Origin of the sequence: Hydrogenophaga sp., from assembly GCF_030651625.1 — a bacterium.
Taxonomy (GTDB): domain Bacteria; phylum Pseudomonadota; class Gammaproteobacteria; order Burkholderiales; family Burkholderiaceae_C; genus Hydrogenophaga.
This window is the reverse complement of record NZ_JAUSCF010000039.1, coordinates 211447-224547: the sequence shown is the minus strand read 5'-3', so window position 1 is coordinate 224547 and position 13101 is coordinate 211447. Positions and strand designations below refer to the sequence as shown.

The 13101-nt window shown below is 61.9% G+C and carries 9 protein-coding genes and 1 pseudogene; 4 read left to right on the top strand and 6 right to left on the bottom strand.

Annotated features, from left to right (window positions below; translation table 11 throughout):
• Positions 1 to 78: 78 nt before the first annotated feature.
• The gene (locus Q7V46_RS19405) at positions 79 to 3822 is read right to left on the bottom strand and encodes a PAS domain-containing protein (protein WP_304915326.1); all 3744 of its coding nucleotides are present in this window, start codon (positions 3820 to 3822) and stop codon (positions 79 to 81) included.
• A 506-nt stretch (positions 3823 to 4328) separates the two neighbouring features.
• On the opposite strand from Q7V46_RS19405, the gene Q7V46_RS19400 reads away from it, so the two are divergent.
• From Q7V46_RS19400 to cls, 4 genes are all read left to right on the top strand, one after another.
• Positions 4329 to 5441, top strand: coding sequence for a Tat pathway signal protein (locus Q7V46_RS19400; protein ID WP_304915210.1), 1113 nt, complete (start codon positions 4329 to 4331; stop codon positions 5439 to 5441).
• A gap of 55 nt (positions 5442 to 5496) precedes the next feature.
• Positions 5497 to 6465: an alpha/beta fold hydrolase gene (locus Q7V46_RS19395; protein ID WP_304915209.1), complete on the top strand. Its 969-nt coding sequence runs from the start codon at positions 5497 to 5499 to the stop codon at positions 6463 to 6465.
• Positions 6466 to 6917: 452 nt separating this feature from the next.
• Positions 6918 to 7151 (top strand): hypothetical protein, encoded by a 234-nt coding sequence (locus tag Q7V46_RS19390; protein WP_304915208.1) that lies wholly within the window; start codon positions 6918 to 6920, stop codon positions 7149 to 7151.
• A 173-nt stretch (positions 7152 to 7324) separates the two neighbouring features.
• A complete protein-coding gene (cls, locus tag Q7V46_RS19385) occupies positions 7325 to 8887 on the top strand; it encodes a cardiolipin synthase (protein WP_304915207.1) in 1563 nt (520 codons plus the stop codon).
• A 50-nt stretch (positions 8888 to 8937) separates the two neighbouring features.
• Here the strand turns inward: cls and Q7V46_RS19380 are convergent, their stop codons facing one another.
• The 5 genes and pseudogenes from Q7V46_RS19380 to Q7V46_RS19365 form a co-directional block, all read right to left on the bottom strand.
• A complete protein-coding gene (locus Q7V46_RS19380) occupies positions 8938 to 11217 on the bottom strand; it encodes a cation-translocating P-type ATPase (protein WP_304915206.1) in 2280 nt (759 codons plus the stop codon).
• A 79-nt stretch (positions 11218 to 11296) separates the two neighbouring features.
• Complete coding sequence (locus Q7V46_RS19375) at positions 11297 to 12337, bottom strand: cytochrome D1 domain-containing protein (RefSeq protein WP_304915205.1); 1041 nt, start codon at positions 12335 to 12337, stop codon at positions 11297 to 11299.
• 88 nt (positions 12338 to 12425) lie between these two features.
• Positions 12426 to 12620, bottom strand: a pseudogene (locus Q7V46_RS20045) (isoprenylcysteine carboxylmethyltransferase family protein); the annotation flags it as partial.
• The gene (locus Q7V46_RS20040) at positions 12602 to 12736 is read right to left on the bottom strand and encodes a hypothetical protein (protein ID WP_370690392.1); all 135 of its coding nucleotides are present in this window, start codon (positions 12734 to 12736) and stop codon (positions 12602 to 12604) included. The gene Q7V46_RS20040 and the pseudogene Q7V46_RS20045, both read right to left, overlap by 19 nt.
• Complete coding sequence (locus tag Q7V46_RS19365; protein ID WP_304915204.1) at positions 12723 to 12980, bottom strand: DUF2933 domain-containing protein; 258 nt, start codon at positions 12978 to 12980, stop codon at positions 12723 to 12725. The genes Q7V46_RS20040 and Q7V46_RS19365 overlap by 14 nt, the downstream gene beginning before the upstream one ends.
• Positions 12981 to 13101 lie beyond the last annotated feature (121 nt).

Genomic DNA, 13101 nt, shown 5'->3' with positions numbered 1-13101 from the left:
GCCGAAGGAGGCGGGTGGTGGGCGGCAACGTGCTGCGACCGACACGCTGCGGTTTTCATTCGGTGGCATCGCAGGCTCCTAGGGCGTGAACAGGCCCTGGTGCTTGTCGAGAAAGTTTTGAACGGCGAGCAGCTCGATCTTGAAACCGGCCATCAGGGGTTCCAGCGTTGCGGCATGTGGCTTGCAGGCGGCATTCTCTTCTATGTCGGCGCAGAGCTGTGCAAGACGCGCTGCACCGATTGATCTGGCCGCCGACTTCAACTTGTGGGCGACATCGGACATGGCCTGCACCCCGCCTTCTTCATGGGCTTTTTCCATTGCCAGCGCTGATCTTCGGGTGCTTGCGCGAAAGGCCGTCAACACTTCCTGCATCACCTGCGCGTCGTCACCGAGCAGATCGGCGAGCACGCTGAGATTCACCGGTGGCATCGCACCGGATGCGACATCGTTGAGCTCGACCATGCTCGACTGCGTTGGCGTGGGTCGCAGCCACGCATCGATGGCCGACTTGAGCTGTGCCAGACGCACCGGTTTGGTCAGGTAGGCGTCCATGCCAGCTTGTCGGCAACGGATTTCCTCGTCTCGCAAAGCGTTGGCAGTCAACGCGATGATGGGCAGGCGAGGTCCCTTTCCCTCCTCGCGGCGCACCGCTGCGGCCAGCGTGTAGCCGTCCATGTTCGGCATGTGCAGATCGGTCAACAGCAAGGCGTGCCCACCGCAGCGCCAGCGGGCCAGGGCCTGCATGCCGTCTCCGACCATCTCGGCGCGGTAGCCGAGCAACCCGAGCTGTTTCGCGAGCACCTGCTGATTGATTTCATTGTCTTCTGCCACCAGGATCGTCAGGCCTGCATCCGTCAGTCGCTCTGTCAAGGGCAGTACGGCAGCAGCGTTGACTGGCGCAGGGATTTCCGCAGTTTCCTGGGTCAGCATGAGTCTGGCCGCGAGTGCGACGCTGTGAAGGAAGGCTGCACGGTGCAGGTAGTCGCCGTCGATGTCCACCTGGTCTGGTTGCAGCCGTCGCGGCTGGCGGCGCCGCCCCGCTTTGATCACGACGAAGCCCAGCCGCATCCCGGGACGTTGCATTGCGACGGCTCGGCAGGCTGTGAGAACCGGTTCAATGCCCTCGGGCGGTCCTGCCACAACGGCGACACATCGGCCCAGGGTGACGCCTTGCAGCCAAGTCAATCCCTCGCTCAGGGTCGGCTCACATTGCGCCTTGCAGCCGGCGTGTGCAAGGTAGTCGGCCAGATCGGGAACCAGGTCGCCCGCACCCAGCAGCAGGCAGGGCAGTCCAGACAGCGGCTGCTCCGGGCGTGCCACGTCGGCCGCAGCGGCTATCGGGAGTCGCACCGTGAATGTCGAACCCTGATCGACCACGCTGCTGACGGTGATCTCGCCGCCCATCATTGCCACGAGGCGATGCGAGATGCTGAGACCCAGCCCGGTGCCGCCGAATCGGCGCGTCGTGCTGGCGTCGGCCTGCGTGAAAGGTGAGAAGAGGCGGTCCAGTGTGTCGGCGTCCATGCCGACACCGTTGTCGGTCACCACCAGTGCCAGGGTGTCAACGCCGGCATCGGTGACGACGCGTTGAGCCCGCAACGACACCGAGCCCTGGTACCCCTGGCCGCTGCTGAACTTGATTGCGTTGCCGACCAGGTTCATGAGCACCTGCCGCAGCCGTCCCGCATCGCCCAGTGTGTGAGCAGGCAGCCGTGGATCCGTGTACAGACGCAACCCGACGCCCTTGTTCTTGGCGACCTGGCGCAATGCGTCGCCAACGCCTTCGACCACCGCCGTGACATCCATCGGTGCATGATCGACCATGAACTGCCCGGCCTCGATCTTGGAGAAGTCGAGCACGTCGTCGACAACGCTCAGCAAGGCATAGGCAGATTCGCGCACGGTCTTTGCCATGTCGCGCTGGTCTTCCCGGAGATGGCTTTCCTCCAGCACCTCGATCATGCCGATAACGCCATTCATCGGCGTGCGGATCTCGTGGCTCATCGTTGCCAGGAACGAGGACTTTGCGCGGTTGGCTTGCTCCGCGAGTTCACGCGCACGTTCCAGTTCTTCGGTGCGTTGGCGCACCCGTTCCTCAAGTCCGGCATTCAGTTCGCGCAAAGCCTGCACATTGCGGCGTCGCTCGCTGATGTCGCGTATGACGACAACGCCGTGTGTGACGCCCTCGCCGGCTGCGGCAATGGGCGTGATGTCGATTTCGATCGGGTACTGCCGGCCGCCCTTCGCGCAAGCCGTCAACTCGGCGTGCACCGGCTCGAAGCGCTCGACCGCGAAGCGGATACGGTCCAGTTCGGCGGCATCCATCACGGGGCCGACAAACAGCGCGGGTGATCGACCCAGCACCTCCGCACGTGCGTAGCCGGTCAGACGCTCGAAGGCGTCGTTGACGAACACGATGCGCCTGCCGTGCGCCAGCTCTGGCGCCGGCTCGGTGATGATGACGATGTCGGTCAGCTGGGCCACGCTGGCCTCGAGCAGCTTCAACTGCTGACGCGCCGCGCGTGCTTCGGTGACGGTTCGAAAATACACCGACAGCCCATCATCTGATGGATGGCAGTCAACCCCGAACCATTCGTTCAAGGGCGCGTAGAAGGCCTCGAACGTGACGCCAGTTTCGCCGTCCATGGCGCGCTGGTAGGCGGTGTGGAAGACCGTTCCCACCGCCTCGGGGAAGATCTCCCAGAGCACGCACCCCAACGCCGTGTCGCGCGTGCGCCCCAACAGCCGCTCGGCTTCGCGGTTGAAGTAGGTGATCCGCCAGTCGTGGCCGAGTGCGAAGAAGGCGTCGCTGATGCTCTCCAGCGTGTTGCTGAGTTGCTGAGCCAGCTTTTGCGTCTGCAGCGCTGCCAGCTTGCGTTCGGTGATGTCCTGCAGTGCGCCCTGGATGCGCACGATCCGGCCATCAACGTCGCGCACCGCTTCGCCGATGGTGCGCACCCAGAAGCGCCGCCCCGTGGCTGAAATTTTCTCTGCTTCCACGTCGTAAGACACGCCGAACTGGGCGCAGCATTCGACAGCTTCCTGGATGGCTGCGCGGTACTCCGTAACAAAGGATGCGAGGCCCTGCTCCATCGAGGGTGAGTAGCCAGCCGGTTCGTCGTGCAAGGAGGTCACCATGTCGGACCAATTGAGTCTGCGATGTTCCAGATCGAAGGTCCAGCCGCCGACCTTGGCGCTGCGGCCCGCCATGTCGAGCATGGCCTTGCTGTCGCGAAGCGACTGCTCGGCCCGCGCTCGTGCACTGATATCGATGTGCATCACCACAGCACCGGCCAGAGGCCCGGTCGCCAGCGGTGTCACCATCAGCATGAACCACCGCTGCTCTGTGGACGAATCACAGGGGTATTCGATCGAGAAATTGGCTCGCTCTCCCGCCAGCACAGCGCGCAGGCCTGCAGCCACGACCCCTTTTTCGGAATCGGTCTCGGTGTCAGATGCGCCGCCGCCGTCTTCTTGGCCGCAGGCGTCAAGGTATTTCAAACCGACGCAGTGGTTCACGTTGCGCAGGCCGTTCTCGTTGCCAAAGCGGCGCCAGGCCGCGTTCACGGCGATGATCACGCCATCGGCGTCCAGCACGGCAATGTGCGCGGGCAACGCATTGAGCAGCGCCATCTGCTTGCTGGCTTCGTGCTGATGCAGTCGATCCTCGGTGCTTTTCAGAGGGAAGATGTGGTCGGCCTGGTTGGCCACGGTGTCGACTTGACCGACGTTGAGTGCTTCGAGCGCTCGTTCGGTCTCGTGCAGGGTTTTGATCAGCGCATCGATGCGTATCTGACGGCTGAGTTCATTCACGGATGGCATCGATTTCACGACTCTTGTCTTTCTGTTCCACCGGGAGCCGGCAGTGCGCCATGAACCAGGCATGGCATGAAGCGACTTCCCGGCACCCGGCCTGCCCACGGGCAGCGTCGCCCGCCCCGTAGGCAGACTGCCACCGCTGATGTCGTCGAAACCGGTGATGCCAGTATTTGTCTGCTCGAAAGGGGCGAAAGCATGGCGAAAGGCAACTCTTGCGAGCCTATGGGACGAAGCGTTGACTCGTCTGTGCGACAGCACACCCCTGGGATCTGGGCCGGGCGGGGCGCTTCTGTGCGTTCGTGGTGCACCATCCGTCAGCACGGTGAAACCGCTCTCTGGCCTGCTTGACATGGATCAACGGACGCGGGCGGTGCGCCAGGAAAAATCTCATTGATATACATGAAGCCGCGCGCTGGACACAGGCAGGCATGAGGATGAGCATGCGCGGATCCTCGCCCCCGCTCGTCGCTCATCATGTGATGAAAAAAAAGAACTGTTCGGAGAAAGCGATGGTGAACAAGCTGACGCGCAGAAAATGGTTGGCGGCTGCACCTGGGATGCTCGGTGGTGCCGCAGCGTTCAGTGCAAGCCCGTCGGCCTGGGCCGCCGAGAGCTACGAAGCGGCCACCGCACGCATCTGGCGCGCGGGCCCTTTGAAGGGCCTGTCGGGCGCAGCCCTGAGCCAGGAGCTGGTGCGCTACGCGACCCTGGCGCCTTCGAGCCACAACACGCAGTGCTGGAAGTTCGCGCTGGACGGACAGAGCATCACCATCCTGCCCGACTTTGCACGCCGATGCCCGGTGGTGGACCCGGACGACCACCATCTCTACGTATCGCTGGGTTGTGCGGCCGAGAACCTGGTGCTTGCGGCGCAGGCATGGGGCCTGGGCAGCGAGGTTCGCTTTGATTCGGCGCACGACGCGGTCGTGGTCACGCTGTCGACCGCACCCGCCGTTGCGACCCCGCTGTTCAATGCCATCCCCGAGCGCCAGTGCACACGCGGGGACTACGACGGCAAACCCCTGAGCGCCCAGGACCTGAACCTGCTTGAACGCGCAGGCAGCAACGACCGGGTGCGCCTGCTCCTGCTCACTGAAAAGTCGGCCATCGAAAGGGTGCTGGACTTCGTGGTGCAGGGCAACACAGCACAACTGAATGACAAGGCCTTCATCAACGAACTGAAATCGTGGATACGCTACAGCGCCTCGGATGCGGTGGCGCGCGGCGACGGCCTGTTTGGGAAGTCGTCGGGCAACCCCACGATTCCGTCCTGGCTGGGCGATCTGATGTTTGATTTCGTGGTCACGGCCAAGTCAGAGAACCAGAAGTACACCCGGCAACTGCGCAACTCGGCCGGCGTCGCGGTGTTCGTGGCCGCCCAGGAGGACAAGTCGCACTGGGTGGACGTGGGCCGGGCCTATGAACGCTTCGCCTTGCAGGGCACCGTGATGGGCGTTCGCCATGCCCACCTCAACATGCCGGTCGAGCTCGCGTCGCTGCGCCCGCGGTTCGCCAGCGCCATCGGCCTGGGCAACCAGCGGCCGGACCTCGTGATCCGGTTCGGACGAGGACCCACCATGCCACCTTCGTTGCGCCGGCCGGTACAGGCGGTGCTGGTGTGAGAGCCATGCCGGTCTGGCTGGGGGGCCACCGTACCGACTGCAAGAAGAGAGCCCCATGAAGCCCACCGCCTGGATCGCGCCCATCGCCCTGGCTCTGCTGGTTACGGCCTTGTGGACCGGCACGCGTTTCCGGCACGACATCGAAAGGGCCACCACATTGGCTGCAACCGGCAGCGAGATGGTGGACACCCGATGCGGACCAATCGAAGTGCAGCAGGCGGGGCAGGGCATTCCGTTGCTGATGATCCACGGCAGCGGAGGGGGTCATGACCAGGGCATGGCGTGGGCGCAGCCGCTGACGCAACAGGGTGTGCGCGTGATCGCGATGTCGCGTTTCGGTTATCTGCGCACGCCTCGGCCGGCCGACGCTTCGCCCGAAGCGCAGGCCGATGCCCATGTGTGCCTGATCGACGCACTGGGCATCCAGCGCGCGGCCGTGATGGGCGTATCGGCCGGAGGGCCCTCGGCGATGCAGATCGCCATCCGCCACCCGGATCGCGTGGCTGCGCTGGTGCTGGCGGTGCCGATCGCATGGAAGCCCGGCGACCTTGCAACCACAGCGCCGGCCATTTCAGACCGCAAAGACGCGATGCTGCTGCGCCTGCTGGGATCGGACTTTCTGTTCTGGGCCGGCCTGCAGCTGGCACGCGACAAGGTCTTCCGCCATGTGCTGGCCACGCCACCCGAGTTGGTGGCCGCAGCCAGCGCAGCCGAGCGCACCCGTGTGAACGAACTGGCCGACCGCATCCTGCCGGTGTCTGCCCGCGCTGCAGGGTTGCGCGACGACACGAAGCTGGGCAAGGGGCTCAGGCCCTATGCGCTGGCGTCCATCCAGGCGCCCACGCTGGTGGTGAGTGCGCGCGATGACGGCTTTGGTACCTTCGCCCCCGCCGCGTACACAGCCAGCCAGATTGCTGGTGCGAAGTTCCTCGGTTTCGAGCGGGGTGGCCACCTGCTGGTGGGGCATGACGATACCGTGCGCGACGCCGTTCTTACCCTGCTCAGATCGATGGACCCACGATGAACCTGTCTCGCGACCCTGTCTTCCCGGCTCTGACTGCCAGCGGATCACATGAAGAGGCACATCCATCGGCTTCCTGTAGATCACACTGGCCATCTTGTTGGTCGTGGCATTGTTGTCGTTCGCAGTGCTCACCTCCTTTGGCGACTAGAAATGGCGGGGCCTCATCCAGGCCCTTGAGCAGCGGAGCGAGCAGGCGTTGAGAGGTCGCGGCGCCTGAATGTCAACACAGATGAAGGTTTTCCACATCCCATCTTTTGCGCGGCCAGTGCGGTTTTCTGCACACGAACTGGTGGTGTTGGTCTTTGCCGACAGGTTGCATTGACATGGGTGCAATCGTGCGACAAAGGAGCCATCGGTGCATTTGAGGCATCGCTGGAGCGCCAGAATAGAAAACATGGCCCATTCGATATGAGCGTTTAGAGACCTGGACCGGCCGTGGTGGCCATGCATACATGAATCATCAGAAACACCGTGGACGCAGCAATACCGAGCCGTCTCGCAACCGACCGAGGGAGGCCATGGGGGAGCCGCGGTATCAGGATCTCATTCGCAGCTTGAATCACTTGTTCCTGGAAACTGAACGCGATACGGAAGCACTCACGGCCGCCCAACGTCAGCGGGTGATCGAGGAGATCAAAGTCTTGATGAATCAACATGGGGTGACGATTGAGGACTTGAGTGATTGATTGAATCTGGAACCGGCACCCAGCCTGGGTGGGCCAGGACTGCCGGCGCGGGCCCGTCCAGCCAGAAGTGCAGCGAACCTCGAACCCGGTGTATCGTCACAGGTGTGACGGCGCGGCAGGGTGTCCTGCAACCTTCACCCAGGTCATAGCCATCAACGCCGCTGAAACCTTGGGTGGGCTCGGACAATGGCTTCCGCTGTGGATATCCCGAGCAATCATCAAAGCGTTCACATGACCCCCAGACAGATAGCCCCTGCAATGATGCGCTACTCAACATGAAGGTCTTCAAGTGGCGTCACTGGGTCGAGTCGATCAAAAGGCATTGGATTGCCTCAAGCTTTGCTGCTGCCCACCTGCTGGGACTATTTTCTTCCGTTGATGCATTGATGGATACGCGCACGGCGCCTGGCGCTGTCGCGTGGATCATTTCGCTGAACACCTTTCCTGTGGTGTCGGTTCCAGCGTACTGGGTGTTTGGTCGTGCGAAGTTCAATGGATATGTCATAGGCCGGCGGGACACTGACAGTCAACTTCATCATGCCCTCGCAAAGAAGATGGCGCTGGTGGAGTCTTTTTCTGTCAAGGATTTTTCATCGCATCTGGATATGACGGCGATGGAGCGTCTGGCCAAGCTCCCCACCCTCGAAGGGAACGATGTTGAATTGCTGACAGACGGAGAGGCCACCTTTCAAAGCATCTTCGACGGCATTCAAAGCGCCAACGAGTACCTGCTGGTTCAGTTCTACATCGTCCGCGACGATGTTGTCGGTGCAGAGCTCAGCAAACATCTGCAAGCGCGTGCCCGCGCCGGCGTGGCGGTGCACTTCCTGTACGACGAGATCGGAAGCTACCAGTTGCCGCAGAGCTACCTGAACGAGCTTCGCTCCGCCGGTGTTCACGTCAGGCCTTTTCATTCCACGCGTGGCAGCGGAAACCGGTTTCAGATGAACTTTCGCAACCACCGCAAGATCGTGATCGCAGACGGCAGGGTTGGATGGGTGGGCGGCCACAATGTGGGAGACGAGTACCTTGGTAAGGATCCCAAAATCGGTGCGTGGCGCGATACGCACCTGAAGCTGATGGGTCCGGCCGTGTTTGGCCTGCAGTTGTCTTTTCTGGAGGACTGGCATTGGGCCACCGGCGAAGCCCTTGAATACGACTGGAAACCAGCAGAGGCCAACGGGCGCAACCTCCCTGTTCTCGTGTTGCCCAGTGGGCCAGCGGACCGCTTCGAAACCGCCAGTCTGATGGTGCAGCTGGCGCTGTCCAACGCCCAGAGCCGCATCTGGATTGCAAGCCCTTATTTCGTGCCTGACGAGGGTGTTCAGGCTGCGATGAAACTGGCAGCGTTACGCGGTGTGGATGTGCGAATCCTCATTCCAGAAAAACCGGACAACCCGCTGCTGTATTTTGCGGCGTACGCATTCCTGGGGCCCCTTCTGGAAGCCGGTGTCAATGTCTACCGGTACCATGGTGGATTCCTGCATTGTAAGACCATTCTGGTGGACGACAAGGCGGCAGCGGTAGGCACAGTCAACCTGGACAACCGTTCTTTCAGGCTCAACTTTGAAATCACCACGTGGGTGTACGACCGTGGCTTTGCTGAAGAGATGGCGGCGAAATACCAGCACGACTTTTCCAGCGCTCACCTCATGACCGCCAGTGATGTCCATGACCGCCCTTGGTGGTTCCGTTTGGCGTCGCGAGCCGCTTACCTCCTGGCACCTGTTCTTTAAATTTCTTGCATGCTGCTGGCCTACACGTCGTGAGGGCCAACGACACGTTCCTATCGAAGGTTCTTTCGGTAGCTCCGCTTCATCAGCAAAGAGTTGCCGATCACGGACAAAGAGCTGGCGGTCATCGCAATGACGCCGATCATGGGGTGCAACAGCCCGGCGGCAGCGATGGGGATGGCGATGATGTTGTAACCACTGGCCCACAGCAGGTTCTGCACGATCTTGCTGAACGTGGCGCGCGACAGTTGCATGGCTTCCACCACCCCGGTCAGTTCACCGCGCACCAGCGTGACGTCTGCGGCTTCAATGGCCACATCGGCGCCAGCGCCAATGGCGATACCCACATTGGCCTGCTTCAGGGCGGGTGCGTCGTTGATGCCATCGCCCACCATGGCCACGTGATTGCCGTACTTTTCCTGCAGGGCACGAATGGCATCGACCTTGCCCTCAGGCAGCACGCCAGCCTGCACTTCATCAATGCCCACTTCGGCCGCCACCGCCTGCGCTGCACGCGGGTTGTCGCCAGTCACCATCACCACATGCAGACCCAGTTCATGCATGGCCTTGATGGCGGCCACCGACTCCTCTTTGATGGTGTCGGCCACGGCAACAATGCCCAGTGCATGATTGTTTTCAGCCACGATCACGGCTGTGCGCCCCTTGCCCTCCAGCTCAGCCAGCGCCGTCTGCAGCGATGCCAGCCCTTCCACACCGGCTTCTTCCAGCAGACGGTAGTTGCCAATCAGCACCCGCCTGTTGTCGGCAACACCTGACACGCCACGCGCACCGGTGGATTGAAATTCGGTGACTTCCAGGGGGTCTATCCCCTGGGCGCGGGCGCCGTCCACAATCGCACGGGCAATCGGGTGTTCAGAGGCGTTTTCAATGCTGGCAGCCATCAGCAGCAAATGGGCTTCATCCACACCGGACGCCGCCACCACTTCCGTCATCTTCGGCTCGCCCTTGGTGATCGTGCCGGTTTTGTCCAGCACCATGACCTTGATGTCCTTGAAGGTCTGAATCGCCTCCCCGGAGCGGATCAGAATGCCGCGCTCTGCGCCAATGCCGGAGCCCACCATCAGTGCCGTGGGCGTTGCCAGTCCCAGTGCGCAAGGGCAGGCAATGACCAGCACGGCGATCGCGGCCAGTATGGCCAATACGCCGGTGTCTGCAGCCGGGTTGACCCAGGGTAGAAAGCCGGCACCCCAGACCAGAATTGGTCGCAGGCTTTCACCAAACAGCAGCCACGCGAAAAGGCTCGCCAGGGAAATCAGAATCACGACCGGAACAAACCGGCCCGTCATGCGATCAGCGAATTCCTGAATGGGAACGCGGGAACCCTGTGCCTGGTCAATCAGGCGGATCACCTGAGCAAGAAACGTATCGCTGCCGACCCGTGATGCTCTGACCCGCAAGCGCCCTTCCTTGTTGATGGTCGCACCAATGACCGCGTCACCTGCGGCCTTGAACACCGGCACAGACTCACCGGTCGCCAGCGATTCATCCACATGGCTTTCACCATCGATCACCTCGCCATCGGTGGGGATCTTGTCGCCGGGTCGCAGCACCATCACATCGCCTGGCTGCAATTCCTTCACCGGGATTTCCACTTCAGCACCGTCACGTTCAATCCGGGCGGTTTTGGCGCCCAGGGTCAGCAAACGGCGAATGGCTTCGGATGCACGGCCCTTGGCTTTTGCCTCCAGAAAACGACCCAGCAGATGAAACGTGGTGATCGTGGCGGCCATTTCAACAAAGGAGGTCATTGGGTAGACAAAGCCAGCCAGGCCGATCAGATACGGCGGAATGCTTCCCAACGAGATCAACACATCCATGTTGAACGTTCGATTCTTCAGTGAACGCCACGACGCCCGGTGCGTGGCTGCACCGCCATAGAGAAACACCACGGGAAATGCCAGCAGAACAACGATGGCCAGGTAGCCAGGCACGGGCTGCCAGAACATGTGGGGAATCATCAGCAACATGATCAGCGTGGTGGGCACACCCGCGATCCAGAGGCGTTGGCGTGCCTGTGACAGGTAGTTCTGCTCTGCCACAGTCTCTGCTTCGCCATCCGAACCCGGCGCTTGTGAGACCGATGCCACCTCGTATCCCGCGCCTTCCACCGCGCGCCGTAGCGCTTCGGCGTCCGGACCGCCATCGGACGTGCTCACGTTCACGCGATGGTTGGCGATGTTGGTGGTGATTTCAAGAATGCCATCCAGCCGCTGCAGAGTGGTCCGGATGATCCCGGCGCAATGGTCTGAACCCATGCCCGGGACGATCAGTTCAGTGATTGAACCCGGTGAGGCGGATTTTTCATTGGTCATGAGCGGACCTCTTGTGGCTGCGGATGGTCTGTGAACTTGTCCGGGTGCTTCGCATGGCATCCAAGCGAAGCCGCCCATGTCAAGGCGCGATGCTGATGCCGTTGGGCTCCTTGCCCACCGGGATGGTCTTCGTGACGCTGCGGTCTTTGAGGTCCACCACGGAAACCGAGTTGGCGTAGATGTTGGTCACATAGGCCAGGCGCCCGTCGCGATCCACCACCACGCCATGGGCGCCGTTACCGGTTTCAAGGGTCTTGACGACCTTGAAAGACGCCAGGTCAATCAGACTGACCGTCTTGCCAGGCGCCTTGCGCGTGCCCTGGTTGGCCACCAGCAGCGTGCGCGAGTCCGGTGTGGCATACAGCTGGATGGGCACGGTTCCCACAGCGATCTTGCGAATGACTTTGCGCGTGGTTGGGTCGATCAGAGCGACGGCGTTTTCCTGCGACAGCGAAACAAACGCGAAGCGACCATCTGGCGTAAAACCCGTCTGCGCCGGCCCCTTGCCAACCGGCACCTGTGCCACCTCCTTCTGGCTGGCCGTGTCGATGACCGACACCGTACCCCCCTTCAGGTTGGCCACATAGACCTCTTTGCCATCCGGGCTGACGCGAAGGCCATGGGGAAACTGGCCCACCGGAATGGTCACCACGAGGGTTCGCGCTGAGGTGTCGATCACACTGACCGAGTTGCCACCGCCGTTGGTGACGTAGGCAAGGCGGCCGTCTGGTGTCACCACCACATGGGCCGGGTGCGCTCCGACCGGCACCTTGTCGACGACTGCGTGGGTGCTGGTGTCGATGACCCAGACAGCCCCAGGTTGTGCCCCGTGTGCACCATGAGCCGCACCCTTGTGCGCAGCTTGGCCGGCCACCGGACCAGGCTCACCATTGTTGGTCACCCATGCGAACTTGCCGTCGGGGGATACCTGCACGTTGTGCGGCGCCTGGCCGACGGGCACGCTTGCCAGCTTCTCGAAAGAAACGGCGTCGTGCACGCTGACCAGGTCAGCGCCCTCGTTGGCCACATAGACCTTGTCCGCGGCGAAGGTGGTGCCGGACCAGACCAGAAGGGCCATCTGCACTCCGGTCAAAAGCCACTTGTTTTTTCTTGCAATCATGAGACATCCTTGTTGAGAAATACGGTTGAAAAAAGTCGAACTGCGGCGTGATGGCCAGTCGCGTCGCAAAGGCAACTCATGGCCCAGGTCATTTCCTTGACTCAGCATTCGCCATCGGCTGTGTCTTGCGCAGGCGCGGGAAGAATCGGGGTATGGACTGGGCGTACGCGTCTTAGTCCGCGCCGAACTGCTGGCGCATTTCGTTTTCTTCGGTGATGGCGAGCCGCCCGTACATCAGGAGCAAGACTGGAAACATGAGCAAGGTCAGCAGGGTCGGCCACTGCTGCGCCAGTTGCGCGTGTTGACCGGCTTGAAGAAGCTGAAGGCGAACAGGAAAAGGACGGCTGAATTGAGGGCCACCAGATACCAGAGGCCATAGGCCGTTTCACCGTGATTCATGGCCGTTCCCCTGGTTTGTCTTCTCTGACTCATGCGCCCCGGTCCGCGGTCGATCCGCACCCTTGTGATGACCATGAGCACCATGGCCTCGGTGCATGAACAGATGCATCAACGGACAGGCCAGGATCAACAGAAATGACAGTGCGCCAAAGATGTGTGCCCGGTGCTCGACCAACAGAAAGAATGCCGCGACCGCACCCATCACCATCAGGCCGACGCCATAGCGTGTGCGCCAGAGGTTCATGGGTGGGGTCGCTTTGGGGGAAGTAGTGTTTTTCATCCTGGTTACTCCAACGCGCAGCGCGCGACCCACGACGCATGAAACGGTCCGATCCAGAGGCACCGCCGGGCCGGCGTTGCCGGAC

Bases quoted from the DNA above. Each gene is read 5' to 3' on its own strand.
- Q7V46_RS19405 (WP_304915326.1), bottom strand. From the start codon at position 3,822: ATGCCATCCGTGAATGAACTCAGCCGTCAGATACGCATCGATGCGCTG.
- Q7V46_RS19400 (WP_304915210.1), top strand. From the start codon at position 4,329: ATGGTGAACAAGCTGACGCGCAGAAAATGGTTGGCGGCTGCACCTGGG.
- Q7V46_RS19395 (WP_304915209.1), top strand. From the start codon at position 5,497: ATGAAGCCCACCGCCTGGATCGCGCCCATCGCCCTGGCTCTGCTGGTT.
- Q7V46_RS19390 (WP_304915208.1), top strand. From the start codon at position 6,918: ATGAATCATCAGAAACACCGTGGACGCAGCAATACCGAGCCGTCTCGC.
- Q7V46_RS19380 (WP_304915206.1), bottom strand. From the start codon at position 11,217: ATGACCAATGAAAAATCCGCCTCACCGGGTTCAATCACTGAACTGATC.
- Q7V46_RS19375 (WP_304915205.1), bottom strand. From the start codon at position 12,337: ATGATTGCAAGAAAAAACAAGTGGCTTTTGACCGGAGTGCAGATGGCC.
- Q7V46_RS20040 (WP_370690392.1), bottom strand. From the start codon at position 12,736: ATGAATCACGGTGAAACGGCCTATGGCCTCTGGTATCTGGTGGCCCTC.
- Q7V46_RS19365 (WP_304915204.1), bottom strand. From the start codon at position 12,980: ATGAACCTCTGGCGCACACGCTATGGCGTCGGCCTGATGGTGATGGGT.